The organism is Gemmobacter caeni (assembly GCF_003054195.1).
GTDB lineage: Bacteria > Pseudomonadota > Alphaproteobacteria > Rhodobacterales > Rhodobacteraceae > Gemmobacter > Gemmobacter caeni.
Genome location: NZ_QBKP01000004.1, coordinates 252551 through 276801, shown reverse-complemented (window position 1 = coordinate 276801; position 24251 = coordinate 252551). Strand labels below are relative to the sequence as shown.

Below are 24251 nucleotides of genomic sequence, written 5' to 3'. Positions count from 1 at the left end.
ATGAACGATATGCGTATTGCCGACAGAACCGTGTCCTCCGACACCGCCAAGATGACCGCGCGGGGCGTGCAGGTCTATTATGGCGAGAATCACGCGCTGAAGGATGTCGACATCGACATTCTCGGCGGCACCGTCACCGCCTTCATCGGCCCCTCGGGCTGCGGCAAGTCGACCTTCCTGCGCTGTCTGAACCGGATGAACGACACCGTGTCCATCGCCCGCGTGCTGGGCGAGATCAAGCTGGACGGCGAGGATATCTACGACAAATCCGTCGATCCGGTCACCCTGCGCGCCCGCGTCGGCATGGTGTTCCAGAAGCCGAACCCCTTCCCCAAGTCGATCTATGACAACGTGGCCTATGGACCCAAGATCCACGGACTGACCAAATCCAAGGCCGAGCTGGATCAGGTGGTGGAAACATCGCTGAAGAAGGCGGCACTGTGGAACGAGGTGAAGGACCGCCTGCATGCCCCCGGCACCGGCCTCTCCGGCGGCCAGCAACAGCGCCTGTGCATCGCGCGCGCCATCGCCACCTCGCCCGAGGTGCTCTTGATGGATGAACCCTGTTCCGCGCTGGACCCCATCGCCACCGCCCAGGTCGAGGAGCTGATTGACGAACTGCGCAGCCAGTTCTCGGTCGTCATCGTCACCCACTCGATGCAGCAGGCCGCCCGTGTCAGCCAGCGCACGGCCTTCTTCCACCTCGGGCATCTGGTGGAATACGGCGAGACGGGCCAGATCTTCACCAACCCGCAAGACCCGCGGACCGAATCCTACATCACCGGCCGGATCGGCTGACGGAGCGCGCCATGAACACCGAAAAACATATCGTTTCGTCCTTCGACCGTGATCTTGAAGGCGTGCAGGCCATGGTCATGAAGATGGGCGGGCTGGTGGAAGCCGCGATGCTGGACGCGGCCGAAGCGCTGGACACCCGCGACATCGAACTGGCCGCCCGCGTGCGCCGGGGCGACAAAGTGATCGACGAACTGGAAGAGCGTATCCACGAGGAATGCGCGCGGCTGATCGCCCTGCGCTCGCCCACCGCATCGGACCTGCGCACCGTGCTGACGGTCATGCGCATCGCGGCCAACCTCGAACGCTGCGGCGACTATGCCAAGAACCTCGCCAAGCGCGTGCCGGTGCTGAATGAAATGGCCATCGTCGCCGGGGCGACCGGCTCGATCCGGCGGATGACCAGGACCGTGGTTCTGCTGCTGAAGGATGCGCTGGACGCCTATATCATGCGTGACGCCCATATGGCGCAGGATGTGCGGCTGCGCGATCAGGAAGTGGACCAGATGTACAATGCCATCTTCCGCGAGTTCCTGACGCATATGCTGGAAGACACCCGCAACATCACGGCCTGCATGCACCTGCATTTCATCGCCAAGAACATCGAGCGTGTCGGCGACCATGCCACCGGCGTCGCGGAACAGGTGATCTATCTGGTGACCGGCGCAATGCCCGATGACGAGCGCCCCAAGGACAGCGCGATCCCCGCCATCGGAACCGAGGCAGGCTGAGCCATGGCAGGACAGGATCAGCCCGCCGTTCTTCTGGTCGAGGACGAACCCGCGCAGCGCGAGGTTCTGGCCTATAACCTTGAAGCAGAAGGCTTTCGCGTGGTGCAGGCCGCCGATGGCGAAGAGGCGATGATGCTGGTGGACGAGGCGCAGCCCGACATCATCATCCTCGACTGGATGATGCCCAACCTTTCGGGGATCGAGGTCTGTCGCCGTCTGAAGATCCGACCGGAAACCCGGTCGATCCCGATCATCCTGCTTTCGGCCCGCGCCGAAGAGGTGGATCGCGTGCGCGGGCTGGAAACCGGTGCCGACGATTACGTCATCAAACCCTATTCGGTGCTGGAGCTGATGGCGCGGGCACGGGCGCAGCTGCGCCGCGTCCGCCCCTCCACCGCCGGGGTGGTGCTGGAATATGATGACATCCGGCTGGACCCTGAAACCCACCGGGTCTATCGCGGCGAGAAGGTGCTGAAGCTCGGCCCGACCGAGTTCCGCCTCCTGACCACCTTCATGGAAAAGCCCGGCCGGGTCTGGAGCCGCGAGGCGCTGCTGGACCGGGTCTGGGGCCGCGACATCTATGTCGACACGCGGACGGTGGATGTGCATATCGGCCGGCTGCGCAAGTCATTGTGTCAGTTCGGCGGCGACGACCCGCTGCGCACGGTGCGCGGCGCGGGCTACGCGCTGGGATAAGCGGTCAGAGGTATTCCCAGCGGCTGAGTTCCTTGCGGCCGCGGGTGAAGGCGGTAAACCCGGCCATCGCGGTGCCGAACAACAGCGCGGTGATAGACGCGAGCGCCAGTTGCTCACCCGGCACCCTGCCGTGCGGGCCCCAAGTGGCGAAGTGCATCGAAAGGCCCCAAAGCACACCAAAGGGCAGGCTGAAGACAAGCAGGTTCTGCCTGAAGGTCGCATAAAGCAGCAGGCGAACCTGCCAGCCCAGCCGCTGCGCCAGATGCCACGCCAACGGAAACACCCAGAACCGCGGGATGCCCGCGCGTTCTGCTTCGGCCAGCGCGGCCGCCAGCTTGCGGCTATAATCGTCCGCCATGATCGCTCCGTTTCAGGTGCTGGCACCCTGCGCTGATGCGCGCGTCCCGGCAAGTCCTCCCAGAAAGGGCTTGGCGCGGCGCGGCTTTACCGGCACAGAGGAGGGGACAGGCAGAGGAACGAACCATGACCGATCCAGACCGCGCCTATGCGAATGGGGCCTTCATCGCAGGGGCAGATGCCTTCCCGCCCCGGTGGGAGGCTGCCGCCAGCAACTTCCGCGCGGCACTTGGCACGCGAGCGGAATGTGGCCTGACCTATGGCCCTGCCCCACGCCAGCAGTTCGACCTGTTCCTGCCCGAGACCGCACCGCGCGGCATTCTGGTCTTTGTCCATGGTGGCTACTGGATGGCTTTTGGCCGCGAAAGCTGGTCGCATCTGGCGGCGGGTGCGCTGGCTCGCGGCTTGGCCTGCGCCATGCCCTCTTACACGCTCGCCCCCGAGGCGCGGATTTCCTCCATGACGCAAGAGGTGGCCAGCGCCTGCACCGCCATCGCCGCGCGGCTGCCTGGCCTGCCGATGGTGGTGACCGGGCATTCCGCCGGAGGGCATCTGTCAGCCCGCATGGGCTGCGCCGACATTGCTCTGCCCGGGCTTGTGCGCGTCGTGCCGATCTCGCCCCTGGCCGATCTTGCGCCGCTGCTGGCGACCACGATGAACCAAACCCTGCATCTGGATGCGGCAGAGGCGCAGGCCGAAAGTCCCGCCTTTCTGCCCCGCCGTGCCGGGGTCGGGGCGCATGTCTGGGTCGGGGCGCAGGAACGCCCTGCCTTCCTGTGGCAGGCACGCGTTCTGTCGGAGGAATGGAATTGTCCCTGGACCACCGATCCGGGTCGCCACCACTTTGACGTGATCGACGCGCTGGCCGATCCCGCTTCGGCGCTTTGCGCGGCCTGCATGGACGAGGTTCCGGCCCGCTAAATTTCGGCACAAGGCAGTTGTAATCGGAGCCGGTTTATTATATTCATTTTTATGAATGTGAAATCCGAGGCTCCAATGCTGCTGCGCTCTTTCCTGCTCGCCACGCTTCTGGCCAGCCCCCTCGCCGCCACCGCCCAACCGCTTGTCCCGGTTCAGGTGACCGAATGGAAACCCGTCTATGGCCGGATCGAGGCCAAGGATCGCCTGCCCGCCCGCGCCCGCATCGGTGGCACGCTGGTCGAACTGACCGTGACCGAGGGCGATCTGGTCGAGGCCGGTCAGCCGCTGGGCCTCATCGTCGATGACAAGCTGAACTTCCAGCTTGCCGCCGTGCAGGCGCAGATCGAGGCGCTGAACGCCCAGCTTTCCAACGCGGAAACCGAATTGCAGCGTGGCGAGGATCTGCTGAAGCGCGGTGTCACCACCGCGCAACGGCTGGATGCGCTGCGCACGCAGGTCGATGTGGTGAAGGGCCAGATTGATGCGCAGACGGCGCAGGCCCGCGTGCTGCAACAACAGCAGGCCGAAGGCACCGTAACCGCCCCGGTGGCGGGGCGCGTGCTGTCGGTGCCGCAGGCGGCGGGGGCCGTGGTCATGCCGGGCGAGGCAGTGGCCACCATCGGCGGCGGGGGGTTCTTCCTGCGCATCGCCGTGCCAGAGCGCCATGCAGCGCATCTCGAACAGGGCGCCGCCATCACCATCGAAACACCCGCAGGCGAATCGCAGGGCACGCTGGCCCGCATCTATCCGCTGATCGAGAATGGCCGTGTGGTGGCCGATGTCGAGGTCGCGGGCCTGCCGGACAGCTTTGTCGACGCCCGTGTCGTGGTGCGCCTGCCGGTGGGCAAGCGCATGGCGCTTCTGGTGCCTGCCGATGCCATCGCCACCAGATCGGGCCTTGATTTCGTGACGGTGAAGACCGCCGAAGGCACCGAGGACCGCACGGTCGTTCCCGGCCAGCATCACCGGATCGACGGCACCGAGATGATCGAGATTCTCTCGGGCCTGCATGAGGGCGACGAGATCGGAGCCGCGGAATGAACCAGAAACTCGGGATTGCCGGGGGCCTCACGCGGGCCTTCATCGGCTCGGCGCTGACGCCGCTGTTCATCCTTGCCGCGTTGGCGGTGGGGCTTGTCGCGCTCATCTCGCTGCCGCGCGAGGAAGAGCCACAGATTTCGGTGCCGATGATCGACATTCTGGTCACCGCGCAGGGCCTGAAGGCCGAGGACGGGGTGAAGCTGGTCACCGAACCGCTGGAAACCATCGTAAAGGGCATCAACGGGGTCGAACACGTCTATTCGCAGACCCGCGACGATGGCGCCATGGTGACGGCGCGGTTCCTGACCGGCACGCCGTCGGATTCCGCCATCCTGCGCGTGCATGAAAAGCTGCGCGCCAACATGGATCGCATCCCGGTCGGCATCCCCGAACCGCTGGTGGTGGGGCGCGGCATTGATGATGTGGCCATCGTGTCGCTGACGCTCTCGCCCAAACCGGGCGCCGATATGACCCCCGCCGACCTGACCCGCATCGCGCGCGAACTGCGCTCCGAGGTCGCCAAGACCGAGGACGTGGGCCTGACCTACCTTGTGGGCGAGGCGACCGAGGCCATCCGTATCGCCCCCGATCCCGAACGGCTTGCGCTGTATGGCGTGACGCTGCAACAGCTTGTCGGCAAGGTGCAGCAGGCGAACCGGGCCATGAACACCGGCAAGCTGCGCGATCAGGGGCAGGAGATCGACCTTGTGGCGGGCGAGACCCTCACCGCCCCCACCGAGGTGGCGAACCTGCTGCTGACCACGCGCGACGGCCGCCCGGTCTATGTGGCCGATGTGGCGGATGTGGCCTATGTGCCGGATACTGGCGACACGCTGGTCAGCCACATCACCCGCAACGCCGACGGCAGCCTGAACCGCGGGCCCGCCGTTACGCTGGCGGTGGCGAAACGCGCGGGCGCCAATGCCGTGGTGGTGGCCGAGGCGATCCTGCATCGCGTCGAAAGCCTTGAAGGCCGCCTGATCCCCGAGGATATGCAGGTCACCGTCACCCGCGACTATGGCGAGACGGCCAATGAAAAGGCCAACGAACTGCTGTTCCACCTCGGCCTTGCCACCCTCTCGATCATCGGGCTGGTGCTGCTGGCAATCGGCTGGCGCGAAAGCATCGTGGTGGCCATCGTCATTCCGGTGACGATCCTGCTCACGCTGTTTGCCGCATGGATCATGGGCTACACGCTGAACCGCGTCAGCCTTTTCGCGCTGATCTTCTCCATCGGTATCCTTGTCGATGACGCAATCGTGGTGATTGAAAACATCGCGCGGCACTGGGGCATGGGGGACGGTCGCTCGCGCCCGCAGGCCGCCATCGACGCTGTGGCCGAGGTGGGCAACCCCACCATCGTCGCCACGCTGACCGTGGTCGCCGCGCTGCTGCCCATGCTGTTCGTCAGCGGGCTGATGGGGCCCTATATGTCGCCGATCCCGGCCAATGCCTCGGCCGCGATGATCTTTTCCTTCTTCGTCGCCGTCATCATAACCCCTTGGCTGATGGTCAGGATCGCCGGCAAGGCGCCGGTGCATGGCCATGATGCGGGCGGCAGCCACGGCACCCCCGGCGGCAGACTGGGCGCGGCTTTCGCCCGTGTGGCGCGGCCTCTGCTCAAGACCAAGGCGCGCAGCCTGACCTTCCTGCTGGTCACCGCAGCGCTGTCCTTCGGCTCGCTCGCACTCCTTTACACCAAGGATGTGACGGTGAAACTTCTGCCCTTCGACAACAAGTCGGAGCTGTCGGTCACCATCGACCTGCCGGAAGGCAGCAGCCACGAGGCGACCGACCGCGTGGCACAGGATGTGGCGCGCATGGTCATGGGCTTGCCCGAGGTGATTTCGGTCGAGACCCATGCCGGGACAGCGGCCCCCTTCAACTTCAACGGTCTGGTGCGCCACGCCTATGTGCGCAATTCGCCGGAACTGGGCGAGGTGCAGATTCTGCTCGCGCCCAAGGGTGACCGCGACCGCACCAGCCATGACATCGCGCTGGACATCCGCCAGAAGCTTGCCGGAATCGACATGCCCGCGGGCACGGTGCTGAAAACGGTGGAACCGCCGCCCGGCCCGCCGGTCATGGCGACCCTGCTGGCCGAGGTCTATGGCCCGACGCCGGAGGTGCGCCGCGAGGCCGCCGCGAAGATCCGCGCCGCCTTTGAACAGGTGCCCTATATCGTCGATGTGGATGACAGCTATGGCACCGCCGCGCGGCGGCTGCGGGCCACGATCTCGACCGATGATCTGGAGTTCTTCTCGGTGCAGGAAAGCGATGTCTTCGACACGCTGGCACTGCTGAATGCCGGGCAAACCGTGGGTTATTCGCATCGCGGCGAGGGGCGGCAGGCGCTGCCCATCGTGATCGCGCGCGACAAATCCGACCGGGTGCTGGACGAACGCTTTCTGTCCACCCCCATCCCCGCCAACACCCTGCCCGGTGCGCGGGGGGTGGTGGAACTGGGTGATGTGGCCCGCATCCGCGAGGAACAGGCCAGCTTCCCGATCTTCCGCCACAATGGCCGCGCCGCCGAGATGGTGACGGCAGAACTCGCCGGGGATTACGAGGCGCCGCTTTACGGCATGCTCGCCGTCGCCGATGCGGTGGAGAACATGGACTGGCCCGAGGGCATGAAGCCCGAGATCAGCCTGCATGGCCAACCCGAGGATGAAAGCCACGTCACCCTGCTGTGGGATGGCGAGTGGGAGGTCACCTTCGTCACCTTCCGCGACATGGGGGCGGCCTTCGCGGTGGCGCTGCTGGGCATCTATATCCTTGTCGTGGCGCAATTCGGCAGCTTCCGCCTGCCGCTGGTGATCCTGACGCCGATCCCGCTGACCTTCCTTGGCATCATGGCGGGGCATCTGATCTTCAACGCACCATTCAGCGCGACCTCGATGATCGGCTTCATTGCGCTGGCGGGGATCATCGTGCGCAACTCGATCCTGCTGGTCGATTTCATTCGCCATGGGCCGTCCGATGTAGGGCCGGTGGAGTTGCTGATCCAGGCGGGCGCCATCCGGTTCAAGCCGATCCTGCTGACCGCCATCGCGGCGATGATCGGGGCGGTGGTGATCCTCGCGGACCCGATTTTTCAGGGGCTTGCAATCTCGTTGCTGTTCGGACTGCTCAGTTCGACCCTGCTGACGGTTCTGGTAATCCCGGCGATCTATCGCGTCTTCAAGACCTGACCGTCGCGATAACGTCAATTGGGGGGCGGTTCCGCCCCCACCCTTTTTTACGGCTCAGATCACCTCGATCCAGTTGCGCAGCGCCGGCAACGTGCTGATCCCCTCAATGTGAAGATTACCCGCATGGCCGAAATCCAGCTCGACCGCTGATCCAAGATCATGGCCCCAGCGCGCCACGATCTGCCCCGCAGTCTTGCCCCGGATCATGCTCAGTGCACTGTCGTCCAGCCATAGACGGTCCCCCTCGCGCCCGTCGAAATCGCGGATACTGTCCTTACCGCCGCTGAAGACAAAGCGGTCGGCGCCCGAGCCGCCGATCAGAATGTCATTTCCCGCGCTGCCCTCCAGCGTATCGCGCCCGCCACCGCCGACCAGCAGATCATCGCCCCCGCCACCAATCAGCCAGTTCGCAGCCCCGTTCCCGCTCAGCCGGTCATCGCCGGCGCCGCCACGCACCCCTTCGATCTGGCGCAGCAGATCCATCCCCTCCGCCGTGGCCTGCGGTCTGACCAGTGACAGGTTCACCGTCACATCGCGGCGGGTGTTAAATACTGCCCAGTCAAAACCCTTGCCACCGATGAGCGTATCATTCCCGGCCCCGCCGGTCAGTGTATCCGCCCCCTTGCCACCATTCAGCAGGTCATCGCCCGCCCCTCCGCTCAGCCGGTCCTCCCCTGCGGCACCGTAAAGCAGGTTGTCCCCTGCATTGCCGGTCAGCCTGTCCGCGCCACCGCCACCGCGCAGCCCTTCGATACCAGACAGACGGTCGATGCCATGGCCCGCGATATCCTGCGCGCCCTTCTGCGCAAGCGAGACCTGCACCCCGCGCGTGCCGGCATAGACCGCCACATCCACTCCGGCGCCGCCTTGCAGCCGGTCATTGCCGGGGCCACCGATCAGCACATCATCGCCCGCACCGCCCCGCAGGCGGTCATTGCCCGCGCGCCCCGCCAGCGTATCCTGCCCCGCCATGCCGTCGAGCCGGTTCGCCGCCGCATCCCCCGACAGCCGGTCCCCGGCAGAGCCGCCCCGCACGCCCTCGACCCCGGACAAAAGATCGCGTCCCTGCCCGGTTTCCTGCGCCCCCCGGATGGCAAGATCGACTTTCACCGGGACAGACCCGGCAAAGAACGCCCAGTCGAACCCGGCGCCGCCGATCAGCGTATCATTGCCCCCATCGCCGGACAGCTTGTCATTGCCACCCCGCCCGTCGATCAGGTCATCGCCACCGTCGCCCGAAATCCGGTTCGCCCTGCCATCGCCACGCAGCAGGTCGTCGCGCCAGCCCCCTCTCAGGTTCTCGATCCCCTCCAGCCAGTCGCGGCCGCGACCGCCGGTGTTCTGCCAGCCGGTGAGGGCCAGATCGACCCGTACCTGCGCCCGCCCGGCATAGACGGCCCAGTCCTGCCCCTTGCCGCCGAGCAGCCGGTCGTCGCCATCATTCCCGATCAGCGTGTCAGCCCCGGAACCGCCCATGAGCCAGTCATTGCCGTCACCGCCATCCAGCAGATCGGCCCCACCCCCGCCGGTCAGGGCGTTTGCCCCGTCGTTCCCCGTGATCACATCGGCGCGGCGACCGCCTTTGACATCCTCGATCCCGCGCAGCACATCGCCCAGCGCCGCACCGGCATTCACGCCTGCCAGCGCCAGATGGATCACAACCGGCTGTCGCGCGCCCTGATAGCTGACGCAATCGCGGCCTGGGCCTCCCACCAGCGTATCGGCACCCTGACCACCCTGCAGCGTATCGGCACCCGCCCCGCCGTCCAGCAGGTCATCACCACCGCCACCGGCCAGCCGGTCATCGCCATCGCCGCCGCCCAGCCGGTTGGCCCGGTCGTTGCCCCGCAAGGTATCGGCAAAGCGGCTGCCCGCCAGATCCTCGATCCCGTCATAGCGATCCCCCTGCGCCGCGCCGCCACCGCGCCCCGTGCCCAGATCGGCCAGAACCGCCCGGGACATCGTGTCGTAATCCACCAGATCGCGGCCATTGCCACCGACCAGCAGGTCCCCCCCGCCCGAGCCCTCCAGCGTGTCGTCCCCCGATCCCCCCCTCAGCGTTTCCGCGCTGGCAGCGCCGGACAGCCGCCGCCCGGCGACCACCGCAGGCGCCACCACATGCCAGAGACCGAAGATATCAGACGAGGCAAAGGTCGCCGGGTCGATATTGCGCCCATCCGCGCTGTAGACATACAGCGCCTCGTCTCCCCAGCGGATGACGAGACAGCCGGTGCGCCCCTTCATCGGCAGCACCTCGACCGAATAGATCCGGCCCCAGCCGGAAAGGTCCAGCCGGTCCACGCCCGGCGTGAAATCGCGGATGACATCGGTCTCACCATCCGCCGCCAGCACAAAGACATCGGCACCCGGCCCGCCCCACATCTCGTCCGCGCCCTTGCCGTCCATCAGAATGTCATCCCCGGCGCCCCCCGAGAGCGTGTCATCCCCCGCCATGCCGGCGATCAGATCGTTGGTATCTCCGCCCGCCAGGGACTCTGCGCGCGATGACCCGATGATTTCGGGTGCCAGCACACCAGGATCGACGCTGATGCGATGCAATCCCCGGCCTTCACCCGCAATGACCAACTCGATCCGCCCGTCGGTCACTACAGCCGTGATGGCCGTCACATTATCCAGCGCCAGCCGGTCGTCCTTCAGCACCACACCCGCATGAATAAGCCGCCCGTCCGGCATCAGGACAAAAGCCGAAATCCCTTCGTCTCCGCCCCCCGCGAACAGGAAGACCCGGTCGCCCACCACCGCCGTGGCGATGGCCTGCACGGACTGGAACCGGGTATCCAGCGTGTCGATGACATGATCGGTCAGAACCGCCACTCCGTCGGCATCGACCCTGATGACCGAAATCGAGGAGGAGCCGGCTCCTGCCACGAAAAGCCATTGCCGCCCCCCCGCCTCGGCCACTGCCAGCGCCGACGGGTCGGAAATTCCCATCCCTGCCGAAGCGCCGACAGTGCTGGTGGCCTTGAGCGTGCCCGCCGCCGTGACCTGCCAGACCGTCAGCCCGTCAGAGAGACTGGACAGCGAGACAAGGAAGGTCTTGCCGACGCTGCGCAGCACCTCCAGCGCCGCCACCTCGACCGTCTGATCCTCCGCCGCCAGCGCCACCGCGTCGCGCAGCACCATGCGGCCCGCCCCGTCCAGTGACCAAAGCTGCAACTGCCCCGAACTCTGCCCGGCGATTGCCGCGAAGGTCTGGCCATTGCGGCTGAAGAAGGCCTGCGCGCTTTGTATCCCGTCGGGACCATCCTTCAGACCCAGCCAGCTGTCGATGCCGCCTGCCTTGTCCAGCCAATAGGCGCCCGGCCGCGTGCCCCAGCCGCCTGTCCAGACAAGGATCGGCCCGTCGTCGAGGTTCACCTGCGACAGTTTTGGCGGTGCCGACATCCAGACGCCGGTGGCCAGACCCTGCTGGTCGATTAGCCGCAACCCTGCACCGCTGTCCGTCAGCTCCAGCGCGAGGATGCCTCCCCCCGCGCGGGTCGTCGTATAGACATAGGCAACGCCATCCACGAGGCGCGTGCATATGTCGGTAATGCCCGCAATCATTTGCGAAGCCGCGGCCCGGAACGAGCCGATGACCCTGAACCCCAGCACCTCTTCCCCACACACCACATGTCACACCCAAGGTCAGGATGCGGGCAAGGTGCTGAGCCGGGGCTTAACGAAGCATGGCAGGGCCGGGCAGCCCGGCGGCATTAGCGAGGCGGTTGGGCCGGAGTTAATTCAAATGAAAGGAATTGGGCGGGCGCGATCAGCGCCCCACCCCGACATAGGTTTCAAACCCGGCGGCCAGAACCTCGTCCCGGTCATAGACATTGCGCAGGTCACAGAGGCGCGGGCGCTCCATCTTGCGGGCCAGCTTGCCCATGTCCAGCGCGCGGAACTCGTTCCATTCGGTCAGAAGCACGATCAGATCGGCCCCCTGCGCAGCCCCATAGGGGCTTTCGACCCATTTGACGCCGGGCAGCAGCGCCTCGCCCTCGCGCCGCCCCTCGGGGTCGACCACGCGAACCTTTGCCCCCGCCCCGACCAGCGCCGGAATGATCGTCAGCGAGGGCGCATCGCGCATGTCATCGGTGTTCGGCTTGAAGGTGACGCCCAGAACAGTGATCACCTTGTCGCGCAGCTGACCGTCGCAAAGATCTTCGATCTTCTCGATCATGCGGTGCTTGATTTCCTCGTTCACGCGGATGACCGTTTCGGTGATCTGCATGGGCACGGCATGATCCTGCCCGATCCGCGCCAGCGCCTTGGTATCCTTGGGGAAACAGCTTCCACCATAGCCCGGCCCGGCATGCAGGAATTTGGCACCAATCCGGCCATCCATCCCGATACCCTTGCTGACCGCCTTCACATCGGCCCCCACCCGCTCGCACAGGCGGGCAATTTCATTGATGAAGGTGATCTTGGTCGCCAGAAAGGCGTTGGCGGCGTATTTGATCATCTCGGCGGATTCGAGATTGGTATAGACCACCGGGAAATCGCGCAGGCTCAGCGGGCGATAGATGTCAGCCATCACCTTGCGGGCGCGTTCGGTTTCCACCCCGACCACCACCCGGTCAGGGCGCATGAAATCGTCAATGGCCGCGCCTTCGCGCAGAAATTCGGGGTTCGAGGCCACGTCGAATTCCTTGCCGCCCGCCGTTTTCGCCACCGCCTCGGCGACCTTGCGATTGGTGCCCACCGGCACGGTGGATTTGGTGACGATGACGGTATAGCCATCCATCGCCGCGCCAATCTCCTCGGCCGCCGCCATCACATAGCGCAGATCGGCATGACCGTCGCCGCGCCGCGTCGGTGTGCCCACCGCAATGAACACCGCATCCGCCCCGGCCACCGCCGCCGCCAGATCCAGCGTGAAGGACAGGCGACCCGCAGCAACGTTTTTGGCCATAAGCTGATCAAGACCCGGCTCGAAAATCGGCACCTCACCTGCGCGCAGTTTTTCGACCTTGGCCGGGTCCTTGTCGACGCAAATCACGTCATGCCCGAAATCCGAGAAACATACGCCGGAAACCAGCCCGACATAGCCCGTCCCAATCATCGCAATCTTCATCTGCACGCCTGCTCTTGCGGCCTTCACCGGCCGGTTCCACTGTGCCTCACAGCAAGTTCCGGTCTAGCGTGCGGCAACGGGCGGTGTCAAAGCCCGTGCCACCGAAGGGTCAGCTTTTCGTGGCCAGAACCGAAGGCGTGACGCTGCGACGGTTCAGCATGGCCTCGCGCCAGGTGATGTAACTGATCGCTGCGATGATGACGCCACCGCCCGCCAGAACCCAGATATCGACCGTTTCGTGAAACACGACATAGCCCAGCAGCGTCGCCCACAGGAGTTGCAGAAAGGTTACCGGCTGCGTCACCGTCAGCGGCGCCACCGCGAAGGCGCGCGTCATGCAGTAATGCCCCGAGGTTGCAAAGGCCGCGACCCCGGCCAGCGCCACCAGTTGCACGGGCGTTACCGGCACCCAGACCGCCAGCGCGAAGGGCGCAAGGCCCAGCGTGACCATCAGGCTCATCATCGCCACCACTGCCCCGGCGGAGGCCATACCGCTCAGCCGTTTCGCCACCAGATAAGACCCGGCAAAGCCGAAGGCCGCCGCCACCTGTGCCAGGTGGCCGTCCGTCACCTCGCGCATCCCCGGTCTCAGGATGACCAGCGCGCCAAGGATCGCCACACAGACCGCAAGGATGCGGCGCATCGCCAGTTTCTCGCCCAGAAACACCGCCGCGCCCACGGTGACCAGCACCGGGTTGAGATAGCCGATCGCCGTCACCTCGGCCACCGGCAGCCGCGCCATCGCGTAGAACCAGCAGATCACCGCCACGGTATGCACGGCCCCCCGCAGTGCGAACAGCCGCATCGCGCCGGGGGCAAAACCGCCCCGCAGCACCGGACCCAGCGTCGGCAGCAGGAACATCACCCCGAAGGCAAAGCGCAGGAAGGCGCCCTGCGCCGCTGGCAGATCGGTGCCAAGCCAGCGCACCAGCCCGGTAACCCCGACGAAGCTGAGCCCTGAGGCCAGCATCCACATCACACCCTCGACGGGTTTCATCTCGCGCGTCCGATCCATGGTTCGACCCAACCGCAAGGGCCGGGCCGCCGCAAGGACGGCTTTGTCACCGCTACAATCATCCCAGCGCCAGCGCCGCCGCCAGCGCCCACATGATGCAGCCAACCGCCGCCTCCAGCACCACCCAGGCGGCGGGCCGGGCAAAGACCGGCGCCAGCAGGCGCGCGCCATAGCCAAGCGCGGCAAAGAAGCTCAACGAGGCCGCCGCCGCCGCGATCCCGAACGCAAGCCCGTGCGGCGCATATTGCGCCGAGACCGAGCCGATGAAGACCAGCGTATCCAGATAGACATGCGGATTGGCCCAGGTGAACATCAGGCACATGGTGACAACCCGGCGCAGCGGCACCGGCTCGCTTCCCTTCGGCACCAGTGCCTCGCCCCCCTTCAGCGCGGCGCGGAACCGCAAGGCGCCATAGACCAGCAGGAACGCCACGCCCAGCCAGCGCATCGCCCCCCCGAACCACGGCAGCGCCGCCGCGATGGCGCCAAACCCCGCGACCCCGGCAGAGATCAGCAGCGCATCCGAGGCAGCACAGATTACCACTACCACGCCCACATGCTCGCGCCGCAGCCCCTGCCGCAGCACGAAGGCATTCTGCGCCCCGATGGCCGCAATTAGGCTCAGCGAGACCAGATAGCCCGCAACCACCGCCTCAAGCATGGCTCAGCCCCCGCAGCACCGCCATCGCCTTTTCAGCATCCTTTGCAGGCAGGAAGATGTGGTCGTGATGAAATCCCGCCACCATATTGGCGCTGATCCCGGCCTTGGCCAGCGTCCCCGACACCGCCGCCGTCAATCCCACCGCCTCCAGCGCCGAATGCACGGTCAGGGTGATGCGCGCCATTGGCCCTTCCGCCGCGAACCCCGCCGCGCGCAGCGCCACCATGGGGGCGATGACGGTCAGCCCCTCGGCCTCGCGCACCAGAGCGAACCAGTCCAGCCCCTCGGGCAATGGACCTGACACCACCGCATAACCCCAGTCCTGCCCCTCCGGCTTCGGCGCCATTTCCGCCAGAAGCCGCGCCAGATCGGTTTCGCCTGCCATATGATCCTCCGTTTCCGGCTTGACTTAACGGCGCGGCATGGGCGCAATCCAGTTAATCTTTCTGTGTCTGATGAAGTTCTGCTAATGCTCGACTATCCCAATCTCGCGGCCCTTGCTGCCGTCCACCGACGGGGCGCCTTCGATCTGGCCGCCGCGCAGCTGGGCATCACACCCTCTGCCGTTTCGCAACGGGTCAAGGCGCTGGAGGATCGCATCGGCAGCCTGCTGATCCGCCGGGGCCAGCCCTGCATCGCCACTGAAACCGGCCTGCGCCTGATCCGCCACTTCGATGAGGTGATGCTGCTCGAAGCCGCGCTGCCCCTGCCCGACCCGCAACCCGCCACGCTGCGGATCGCGGTCAATGCCGACAGCCTCGCCACCTGGGTTATCCCGGCGCTGGCCGCGGTTGAAGGAATACTGTTCGACATCGTGATCGATGATCAGGACGTCAGCCAGGACTGGCTGCGCACGGGTGAGGTGGCGGGCGCCATCACCTCACACCCCGGCCCGCTTCAGGGCTGTGATACGCTGCCGCTTGGCATCCTGCGTTACATCGCCGCTGCAAGCCCCGGTTACATCGCACGCCATCTGCCCGAGGGCCCGACACGGCCCGCCATGGCGCGTGCCCCCGGCATGACATTTTCTGACAAGGACCGCCTGCAATCCCTTTGGTTGCGGCAGAATATTGGCAGCGAAATTGCCTTTCCCACACATCGCATCGCGTCGTCGCAGGGTTTTGTCGATGGCGCGCTGGCGGGCCTTGGCTGGGGGATGCTGCCCCTTCTGCAAGCCGCGCCGCATCTGGCCAAGGGCCGGCTGCGGGAGCTGATCCCAGACACGTCGCTTGATACCCCGCTGCACTGGCAGTTCGCCCGCCGCACCGCACCTGCGCTTGCCCCGCTCAGCCGCGCGCTGCAACAGGCAGCCCGTCAGGCGCTGATCACAGCCTGACCCAATTGCTTCTTGCAAAAATACTCAAATCGCAGCCCCGCCATCCGGCGCGCCATAAGAAAAAGGCCCCCGCATCACTGCGAGGGCCCTCTGCTTCCACCAACCCGTTCAGGCCAGTTGCGCCGCCACATCCTCGGGCACGTCGAAATTGTGGGTGACGGTCTGCACGTCGTCATCCTCTTCCAGCAGGTCGATCAGACGCATCAGCTTTTGCGCAGTTTCCAGATCGACCTCGGTCAGCGACTGCGGCTTCCAGATCAGCTTCGACTCCGTCGATTCCCCCAGCGCCTTTTCCAGCGCGTCCGAAACTTCGGACAGGCTCTCGACCGAGCAATAGATCCAGTGGCCCTCGTCATCCGATTCCACATCGTCGGCCCCGGCGTCCAGCGCCGCCATCATCACGTCATCGGCGGATCCGGCCGAAGCGGGATAGGAAATCTCGCCCACACGGTCAAAGCTGTGCGAAACCGAGCCGGTCTGCCCCAGATTGCCGCCGCATTTGGTGAAATAGCTGCGCACGTTCGAAGCGGTGCGGTTCAGGTTATCGGTCATCGCCTCGACGATGATCGCGATTCCGTTGACGCCGTACCCCTCATACCGGATCTCGGTATAGCTTTCGGCATCGCCGCCGATCGACTTCTTGATGGCACGTTCAATCACGTCCTTCGGCATCGAAACGGCCTTGGCCGCCTTCACCGCCAGACGCAGACGCGGGTTCTTGTCGGGATCGGGATCACCCATCTTGGCGGCGACGGTGATTTCCTTCGCCAGTTTCGAAAACATCTTCGAGCGCAGCTTGTCCTGCTTGCCCTTGCGATGCTGGATGTTCGCCCATTTCGAATGGCCTGCCATGGCCTCTTCTCCCGGTCCCGTATGTATGATGCGCCCCTCTACACCACAGCGGGGGACTGCGGCAACCCCCCGCCCGGCGGCGCGGATCAGGGGAACAGCGGCCAGATCAGCGGGATCAGCGCCGAACAGAGCAGCCAGGTGATGATGTTCAGCGGAATCCCGATCCGGGTGAAATCGGTGAATTTGTAGCCGCCGGGGCCATAGACCATCATGTTGGTCTGGTAACCGATGGGCGTCGCGAAGGCGAGCGTGGCCGAGAACATGACCGCCACCGCGAAGGGCCGCGGATCGGCACCCAGCTGGCGGGCGAGTTCGATGGCAATGGGCGTGTAAAGCACCGCCACCGCATTGTTCGACAGGAACTCGGTCAGCACCACGCCCAGCAGATAGACCACCATGATCATGGCAAAGGGCGGCAACTCACGCATGAACGGTTCGACATGCGTCACGATCAGCGCGACCGCCCCCGATTCCTCCAGCCCCTGCCCCACAGCGATCATCGCGAAGATCATCGCCAGTAGACGGCCATCAACAAACCCCAGTGCCTCGTCACTGTCGACACAGCGGGTCACGAGGATGATCGTCACGGCAAACAGGCCCAACACATAGATCGGCGCGAAATCCATCGCGGACAGGATGACCACCGCGGCCAGCGCACCGATGGCGATGGGCGCCTTGCCCCGGCGATAGGCACGCTGCTTGGGCTTCGACACATCGACCATGTCCATGTCATCGGCGAGCCGCTTGATGTCCTCGGCGCTGCCTTCCAGCAGCAGCGTGTCGCCCACCTGCACCACCAGTTCATCCAGCTGGCGCCCGATGTTCTGGCTCTTGCGATGCGCCGCCAGCACATAGACACCATAGCGCCGCCGCAACCGCATCTCGCCCAGTGATCGGCCGATCATGCGGCAGCCCGGCGTGATCAGAACCTCCACCGTCTCGGTCTGCACCGAGGACAGCTTGTCGACGATGCGCATGTCCGTGCGGTTCTGCATGTCCAGCAGTTCAGACATCTCGGTGCGCAACACCACCCGGTCCCCGGCGTCCAGCACCACCGCTGCCAGATCGCGGCGCAGCGACAGGTCGCCCCGCAGCACGTCGATCACCCGGACACCTGCCCGCTTGAACTGCTGCACCTCCAGCACCGGCGTGCCGATCAGCACCGAATCCTCGGGGATCGCCACTTCGGTGAAGTATTTCATGCGCTTGCGTTCACCCAGCATCGAGGCCATCGACTGCCGGTCCGGCAGCAGCCGCCGGGCGAAAACCGCCTGATAAAGCCCGCCCACGATCACGACGGCAATCCCCAGCGGCGCAATCTCGAACAGGCCGAAGTGCGGCATGCCCGCGCTATGTACCACGCCATCGACCAGAAGATTGGTCGAGGTGCCGATCAGCGAGATCATCCCCCCCATCACCGTCATATGGCTCAGCGGGATCAACATCTTTGACGGGGAGGAGCCAATGCGCCCGGCGATCTGGATGACCACCGGAATCATCACCGCCACCAGCGGCGTATTGTTCATGAAGGCCGAGGCAATGGCGATGAAGCCGTAAAGCACGAAGATCGTCATCTTCGGCCGGCTGCCGACATGCGCTTCGGCATAACCGATCAGCATTTCCACCGATCCGGTGCGCACCAGCCCGCCCATCACCATGAACATCAGCGCGATGGTCCAGGGGGCGTTGTTCGACAGAACACCCAGCGCTTCCTTGTAGGGAAGGATGCCCAGCAGGATCATCACCGCTGCGCCGGCGATTGCCGTCACCTCGACCGGAAAGACCTCTTTCACGAACAGGACGAACATCACCAGCAGGATGCCGATGGAAACGAAAGCCTGACTGTCCTGCGCAAGTTCGATGCCGAACATGGATGTCTCCGCTATACTCGACTGACTTGGTAGATAATTATTCTCCATCTGGCAAAGGAAAGTTTTGCCAGATCCTGTCAAACAGCCGAAAAAGGAAAACTCTCTCTCGCCGGCCCGCGTCGCGAAATCCTGTCCGGTCCGCGCGCCGGGATCAGGGCCGCGTCTCCTGCAAACGGCCCCCGATGCGGATCATCCGCACCGACAGCGCCTTGCCGCTGCGGTCATCGGTCTCGACCAGCACACCCGACAGCGTGGCCGGGCCGTTGGCCGGGCTGAAACGGTCTTTCGGCATACCGGTCACGAAGCGCCGCATCGGCTCCAGCTTCTCCATGCCGATGACCGAATTGTAATCGCCGCACATGCCCGCATCGGTCAGATAGGCGGTGCCACCGCTCAGAATCTGCGCGTCGCCGGTGGGCACATGGGTATGGGTGCCGACAACAAGGCTCGCCCGTCCGTCACACCAGTGGCCCATCGCCATTTTCTCACTGGTGGCCTCGCAATGCACATCGACAACGATCGCCTGCGCCAGGCCGCCCAGCGGATGCGCCTTCAGCACCGTGTCAATGGCGGAAAACGGGTCGTCGAAGGGCCGCTTCATGAAAACCTGCCCCAGAACCTGCGCCACCAGCACCTTGCGCCCGCGCGCATCCGAAAACAGCCGCGCGCCCTTGCCCGGTGCCAGTTTGGCGAAATTGATTGGCCGCAGGATGCGGTTTTCCTGCTCGATGAAGGGCAGCATGTCCTTCTGGTCAAAGGCATGGTCACCCAGCGTCAGACAATCCGCCCCCGCCGCCAGCAGAGCCTTCGCATGCTCTGCCGTCAGCCCCATGCCCGACGAGGCATTTTCGCCGTTCACCACGACGAAATCGAGCCCCCATTCAGCGCGCAGGCCCGGCAACCGCTCCACGATCGCCGCACGCCCCGCGCGCCCCATCACATCGCCAAGAAACAGGATCTTCATGAGAAATCCCTAGGCCCGCATCGGCGTTCGCGCAAGGCTCCTGCCCTGCTTCTTGTGAAAATACTCCGGGGTCCGGGGCAGCGCCCCGGTCCGCAGGTCAGTCCTAGCGCGACCGCCCGAACCGGGGGCCAGCCCCCGGACCCCCGGAGTATTTTCGGCAAGAAGCAAGAGGATGACTGGTCGCGGGGCGGCGAACGGCTATTTTGACGGCATGAGCATCCTGCCCCCCGCCCTCTCCGACTGGTTCGCCGCGCAAGGCTGGCAGTTGCACCCGCATCAGATGGCGATGCTGGAACGTGCGCAAGACAGGTCAACCCTGCTGATCGCGCCGACCGGCGGGGGCAAGACACTTGCCGGATTCCTGCCATCACTGGCAGAAATCGCGGCAGATCCGCGCGCAGGCTTGCACACGCTCTACATTTCTCCGCTCAAGGCTCTGGCAGCCGACATCCGTCGCAACCTGCGGCGCCCGGTCGAGGGGGCGGGACTGCCCATCCGTATCGAGGACCGCACGGGCGACACGACCTACACCCAGCGCCGTCGCCAGCGCGCCGATCCGCCGCATATCCTGCTGACCACGCCGGAAAGTCTTGCGCTGCTGCTGAGCTATGAGGATGCGCCGCGCATCTTCGCCGGATTGCGGCGGGTGGTGGTGGATGAGATTCATGCGCTGGCCGAAAGCAAGCGGGGCGACCAGCTGATGCTGGGGTTGGCACGGCTGGAAAGGCTCGCGCCGGGGCTGCGGCGGGTAGGGTTGTCGGCCACCGTGGAAGACCCCGCCGCTCTGGCGCAGTTTCTGGGCGCCGGGGCACAGGTGCTGGAAGCCGATCCCGGGCCGGAGCCGGATATCGCCATGCTGGACACCGGCGCACCGCCCCCCTGGGCAGGCGGTGGAGGACGGCATGCCATTCCGGCGATTCTGGAACAGGTGAAGCGCCACCGCACCACGCTGATCTTCCACAATACCCGCGCGCAGGCCGAGATCTTTTTCCATCACCTGTGGCTCGCGAATGATGAAAGCCTGCCCATCGCCATCCATCACGGCAGCCTTGCCCGCGAAAGCCGCGAGAAAGTCGAGGCGGCGATGGTCGCCGGGCAGTTGCGGGCGGTGGTCTGCACCGGCACGCTGGATCTGGGGATCGACTGGGGCGACGTGGATCTTGTGATACAGGTCGGCGCGCCGAAGAACGTCAAGCGGTTGGTACAGCGCATCGGGAGGGCGAACCACCGCTACAACGCGCCGTCGAAGGCGCTGCTGGTGCCCGCGAACCGCTGGGAAGTGGTGGAATGTCAGGCCGCGCTGGAGGCGGTGCGCGCCCGCGATCTGGATGGCGAGCCGCGCGGCTCCGGCCCGCGCGACGTGTTGTGCCAGCATATCCTCGCCACGGCCTGCGCCGGTCGCTTCGCGGCCGATGCGCTTTATGCCGAGGTCATCAGCGCCGGGCCCTATGCGGGGATTTCACGCCCGGAGTTCGACGCCTGTCTCGAATTCTGCGCCACCGGCGGCTATGCGCTGCGCGCCTATGACCGCTGGCAACGGCTGATGCTGCGGGACGGGCTCTGGCAGTTGCGCGATCCCCGCGCGGCGGCGGTGATCCGGCAGAACCTTGGCACGATCATCGACACCGAGGTGCTGAAGGTCCGTCTGCGGGGCCGGGCGCAGCCTCTGGGCGAGGTTGAGGAAGGCTTCGCCGCCAGCCTTACCCCGGGCGATACCTTCCTGATCGGCGGCGAGATCGTGCGCTACGAGGGGTTGAACGAGCTGACGGTAGAGGTATCGCGCAGCCCCGGCCGGGATCCGAAGGTCGCAGTATTCAATGGCACCAAATTCGCCACATCCACCCGACTGACCGACCGCATCCTGCGCCTGCTGCAACAGCCCGCCTGGCCCGATCTGCCCGCCCATACCGCCGAATGGCTGGCCTTGCAGCGCGAGGTGTCGTCCATGCCCGGCCCCGACAGCCTGCTGTGTGAAAGCTTCCCGCATGAGGGCCGCGAGCATCTGTGCGTCTACGGCTTTGCAGGGCGCAATGCGCAGGCGACGCTGGGCATCCTTCTGACGAAGCGGATGGAGGAAACCGGCCTTGCCCCGCTGGGCTTCGTCTGCACCGATTACGCGACGCTGATCTGGGGGCTGGAGCCGGTGCTGGAGGTGGCGCCGCTGTTCGATATCGCGGCGCTGCGCGACGGGCTGGAGGGGTGGCTCGCCGGGAATGCGGTGATGAAGCGCACGTTCCGCGCCTCGGCCATCATCGCCGGGCTGATCGAGCGGCAGCATCAGGGGCGGCGCAAATCGGGGCGGCAGGCGACGTTTTCGTCGGACATCCTATACGACACGCTGCGCCGCTTCGACCCCGATCACCTGATGTTGCAGATCACGCGAGAGGAGGCGATGCGCGGTCTGGTCGATTTCGGCCGGATCGAGGACCGGCTTTCCCGCGTGCAGGGCCGGATCGACCTCCGCCGGTTACGCAGCGTCACACCTCTGGCCGCGCCGCTGTTCCTTGAGCCGGGCCGCATCCCCGTTCAGGGTGAGGGGCGCGAGCGACTGGCTGAGGCAGCGGCTGCGCGGCTGATGGTGGCGGCGGGTCTCGCCTGATGCGCAGGGGGAGGAACGGATGGAACAGCGGATTCGCGACAGCTTTGCCGCGCAAAGCCTGATGCAGACCTTCGGCGCCACGGTGGCCGAGGTCGCCCCCGGAAGGGTGGTACTCGAGGCGCCGATTGGCGAGGGCGCCCGCCAGCAGCACGGCGCGGGCCATGCAGGCCTGACCTTCGCTCTGGCCGATACCGCCGCAGGCTATGCCGCGCTGACCCTGATGCCCGAGGGGCGCGAGGTGATGACGGTGGAAGCAAAGATCAACCTGATGTCCCCCTGCATCGGCGACCGGCTGATCGCGCGCGGCGAAGTCGCCAAGGCGGGCCGCCGCCTGACCGTCTGCCGCGCCGAGGTGGTGGCGCTGCGCGACGGTCGCGAAACCTGCATCGCGCTGATGCAGGCGACGATGATCCCGGTCGATCCGTGAAAGGACGATACAAACCAGCGCGGTGCAGACCATCCGCGCGGAGGCTCAGAGGGCTGGCTCAACGCCTGCCTCACATGGCACGCCTCCTTGCCACGGGCGTCCTCGTCACCCTTACCGCGCTGCTTGCGCAGCCCGTGTTCGCGCAGGATGCGAGTCGGGACGGGCAGACATGGACCGAGCGGAAATGTGCCCTTTACCGGCGAGCCTTCGACGATGCCCTGCACGCCGTGGGGCGCGATGGAATACGGGAGAGTTTTCTTGCCCGGAATACCACCTTCATCGAAGGCGGCTGCACCGGCAATTCAAAGCTATGCCCGGAAACCGGCAAGGAAATCGAGCTTGCGAACCTGTTGACCGTGATGACCATGAATGAAGGCATGGCCAGCACCTTCGTGCCCTTCGGCTGTCCAAACTGAAGGCGCCCTTACAGCGCCCGCCAGCCGATGTCGCGACGGCAGAAGCCGCCCGGCCAGTCAATCGCATCGACCATGGCATAGGCGCGGGCCTGCGCCTCGGCCAGGGTCTCACCTCTTGCGGTGACATTCAGGACACGGCCGCCGGTGGCGATCAGGGCGCCGTCGCAGGCGGCAGTTCCGGCGTGGAACACCATGTTGCGGCTGTCTTCCGGCAGGGCGGCGAGGCCCCGGATCTCGCTGCCCTTCTCATAGGCGCCCGGATAGCCCTTCGCCGCCATCACCACGGTCAGCGCGTGATCCTCGGCCCAGTTCACCTGCATCTCCGCCAGCCGCTCCTCGGCGCAGGCTTGCAGCAGGTCCAGCGCCTGCGCGCCAAGCCGCAGCATCAGCACCTGACATTCCGGGTCGCCAAAGCGGCAGTTGTATTCCACCAGTCGCGCCTTGCCGTCCCTGATCATCAGTCCGGCGTAAAGCACCCCCTGATAGGGCGTGCCGCGACGGGCCATTTCGCGGATGGTGGGCAGAACGATTTCATCCAGCGCCGCCTGAGCAATGGCATCAGTCAGCACCGGGGCCGGGGAATAGGCCCCCATGCCGCCGGTATTGGGGCCGGTGTCGCCATCGCCCACCCGCTTGTGATCCTGCGCGGTCCCGATGGGCAGGGCGGTCTTGCCGTCGGAAAGGATGAAGAAGCTGGCTTCCTCGCCTTCCATGAACTCCTCGATCACCACCTCGGCACCCGCATCCCCGAAGGCGCCACCGAAGATCTCGTCGATCCCGGCCAGCGCCTCGGCCTCGGTCATGCCCATGATGACACCCTTGCCCGCGGCAAGGCCATCGGCCTTCACCACCAGCGGCGCGCCGACACGGCGGATGTAGTCTTTCGCGGCCTGCGCCTCGGTAAAGCGGGCGTAACCGGCGGTCGGTGCATTGCAGGCATCACAGATTTCCTTGGTGAACCCTTTCGAGGCTTCCAGCCGCGCCGCCTCGGCGCTGGGTCCGAAGGTCAGGATGCCCGCCGCGCGGGTTGCATCGGCCACGCCTGCCGCCAGCGGCGCCTCGGGGCCGACAATCACGAAGTCGATGGCGTTTTCCTCGCAAAAGCGCACTACGTCACGGCCGTTCAGAATATCGAGGCTGGCGCATTCGGCGATCTGCGCAATTCCGGCATTGCCCGGCGCCACGATCAGCCGGTCGCATTTCGGGTTCTGCTTGACCGCCCAGGCCAGCGCATGCTCGCGCCCGCCACTGCCGAGGATGAGGATATTCATGCCGCCGCTCCGTCCGTCAGGGATTGC

20 protein-coding genes are annotated in these 24251 nt (G+C 65.7%); 10 read left to right on the top strand and 10 right to left on the bottom strand.

The window, feature by feature from the left end:
- The 3 genes from pstB to phoB are packed head-to-tail and all read left to right on the top strand — an operon-like array spanning window position 1 to window position 2222.
- On the top strand, window positions 1-798 hold the full coding sequence (pstB, locus tag C8N34_RS08700; protein ID WP_054302570.1) for a phosphate ABC transporter ATP-binding protein PstB: 798 nt from the start codon (window positions 1-3) through the stop codon (window positions 796-798).
- Window positions 799-809: 11 nt separating this feature from the next.
- Window positions 810-1526 (top strand): phosphate signaling complex protein PhoU, encoded by a 717-nt coding sequence (phoU, locus tag C8N34_RS08695; protein WP_108128513.1) that lies wholly within the window; start codon window positions 810-812, stop codon window positions 1524-1526.
- A gap of 3 nt (window positions 1527-1529) precedes the next feature.
- Window positions 1530-2222, top strand: coding sequence for a phosphate regulon transcriptional regulator PhoB (phoB, locus tag C8N34_RS08690; protein ID WP_054302572.1), 693 nt, complete (start codon window positions 1530-1532; stop codon window positions 2220-2222).
- A 4-nt stretch (window positions 2223-2226) separates the two neighbouring features.
- Here phoB and C8N34_RS08685 read toward each other — a convergent pair whose 3' ends face one another.
- Window positions 2227-2580, bottom strand: a complete 354-nt coding sequence (locus C8N34_RS08685) for a DUF6404 family protein (RefSeq protein WP_108128512.1) — start codon at window positions 2578-2580, stop codon at window positions 2227-2229.
- 125 nt (window positions 2581-2705) lie between these two features.
- On the opposite strand from C8N34_RS08685, the gene C8N34_RS08680 reads away from it, so the two are divergent.
- From C8N34_RS08680 to C8N34_RS08670, 3 genes are all read left to right on the top strand, one after another.
- A complete protein-coding gene (locus tag C8N34_RS08680; protein WP_108128511.1) occupies window positions 2706-3500 on the top strand; it encodes an alpha/beta hydrolase in 795 nt (264 codons plus the stop codon).
- Between the two features lie 78 nt (window positions 3501-3578).
- Window positions 3579-4541: an efflux RND transporter periplasmic adaptor subunit gene (locus tag C8N34_RS08675; protein ID WP_422387664.1), complete on the top strand. Its 963-nt coding sequence runs from the start codon at window positions 3579-3581 to the stop codon at window positions 4539-4541.
- On the top strand, window positions 4538-7735 hold the full coding sequence (locus C8N34_RS08670) for an efflux RND transporter permease subunit (RefSeq protein WP_108128509.1): 3198 nt from the start codon (window positions 4538-4540) through the stop codon (window positions 7733-7735). The genes C8N34_RS08675 and C8N34_RS08670 overlap by 4 nt, the downstream gene beginning before the upstream one ends.
- 54 nt (window positions 7736-7789) lie before the next feature.
- Here C8N34_RS08670 and C8N34_RS08665 read toward each other — a convergent pair whose 3' ends face one another.
- The 5 genes from C8N34_RS08665 to C8N34_RS08645 form a co-directional block, all read right to left on the bottom strand.
- The gene (locus tag C8N34_RS08665; RefSeq protein ID WP_108128508.1) at window positions 7790-11350 is read right to left on the bottom strand and encodes a calcium-binding protein; all 3561 of its coding nucleotides are present in this window, start codon (window positions 11348-11350) and stop codon (window positions 7790-7792) included.
- Window positions 11351-11507: 157 nt separating this feature from the next.
- Window positions 11508-12812 carry a UDP-glucose dehydrogenase family protein gene (locus C8N34_RS08660; RefSeq protein ID WP_108128507.1) on the bottom strand — a complete coding sequence of 435 codons (1305 nt, stop codon included), beginning with the start codon at window positions 12810-12812 and terminating at the stop codon, window positions 11508-11510.
- A 109-nt stretch (window positions 12813-12921) separates the two neighbouring features.
- Entirely contained in the window at window positions 12922-13827 is a 906-nt protein-coding gene (locus C8N34_RS08655) for a DMT family transporter (protein ID WP_422387662.1), read from the bottom strand.
- 58 nt (window positions 13828-13885) lie between these two features.
- A complete protein-coding gene (locus C8N34_RS08650) occupies window positions 13886-14488 on the bottom strand; it encodes a LysE/ArgO family amino acid transporter (protein WP_108128506.1) in 603 nt (200 codons plus the stop codon).
- Entirely contained in the window at window positions 14481-14873 is a 393-nt protein-coding gene (locus tag C8N34_RS08645; protein WP_108128505.1) for an ACT domain-containing protein, read from the bottom strand. Before C8N34_RS08645 ends, C8N34_RS08650 begins: the two co-directional genes overlap by 8 nt.
- Before the next feature lie 84 nt (window positions 14874-14957).
- On the opposite strand from C8N34_RS08645, the gene C8N34_RS08640 reads away from it, so the two are divergent.
- A complete protein-coding gene (locus C8N34_RS08640) occupies window positions 14958-15824 on the top strand; it encodes a LysR family transcriptional regulator ArgP (RefSeq protein WP_108128504.1) in 867 nt (288 codons plus the stop codon).
- Between the two features lie 108 nt (window positions 15825-15932).
- Here the strand turns inward: C8N34_RS08640 and C8N34_RS08635 are convergent, their stop codons facing one another.
- From C8N34_RS08635 to C8N34_RS08625, 3 genes are all read right to left on the bottom strand, one after another.
- Window positions 15933-16676, bottom strand: coding sequence for a YebC/PmpR family DNA-binding transcriptional regulator (locus C8N34_RS08635; RefSeq protein WP_054302582.1), 744 nt, complete (start codon window positions 16674-16676; stop codon window positions 15933-15935).
- Between the two features lie 86 nt (window positions 16677-16762).
- Window positions 16763-18547 (bottom strand): SLC13 family permease, encoded by a 1785-nt coding sequence (locus C8N34_RS08630; RefSeq protein WP_054302583.1) that lies wholly within the window; start codon window positions 18545-18547, stop codon window positions 16763-16765.
- A 151-nt stretch (window positions 18548-18698) separates the two neighbouring features.
- Entirely contained in the window at window positions 18699-19511 is an 813-nt protein-coding gene (locus tag C8N34_RS08625; RefSeq protein ID WP_054302584.1) for a TIGR00282 family metallophosphoesterase, read from the bottom strand.
- Between the two features lie 211 nt (window positions 19512-19722).
- Between C8N34_RS08625 and C8N34_RS08620 the strand changes: the two genes are divergently transcribed.
- From C8N34_RS08620 to C8N34_RS08610, 3 genes are all read left to right on the top strand, one after another.
- Window positions 19723-22110 carry a ligase-associated DNA damage response DEXH box helicase gene (locus tag C8N34_RS08620; protein WP_108128593.1) on the top strand — a complete coding sequence of 796 codons (2388 nt, stop codon included), beginning with the start codon at window positions 19723-19725 and terminating at the stop codon, window positions 22108-22110.
- 19 nt (window positions 22111-22129) lie between these two features.
- Complete coding sequence (locus tag C8N34_RS08615; protein ID WP_108128503.1) at window positions 22130-22537, top strand: PaaI family thioesterase; 408 nt, start codon at window positions 22130-22132, stop codon at window positions 22535-22537.
- Between the two features lie 74 nt (window positions 22538-22611).
- A complete protein-coding gene (locus tag C8N34_RS08610) occupies window positions 22612-22953 on the top strand; it encodes a hypothetical protein (RefSeq protein ID WP_108128502.1) in 342 nt (113 codons plus the stop codon).
- Between the two features lie 8 nt (window positions 22954-22961).
- Here the strand turns inward: C8N34_RS08610 and purD are convergent, their stop codons facing one another.
- Window positions 22962-24224, bottom strand: coding sequence for a phosphoribosylamine--glycine ligase (gene purD, locus C8N34_RS08605; protein WP_108128501.1), 1263 nt, complete (start codon window positions 24222-24224; stop codon window positions 22962-22964).
- Window positions 24225-24251 lie beyond the last annotated feature (27 nt).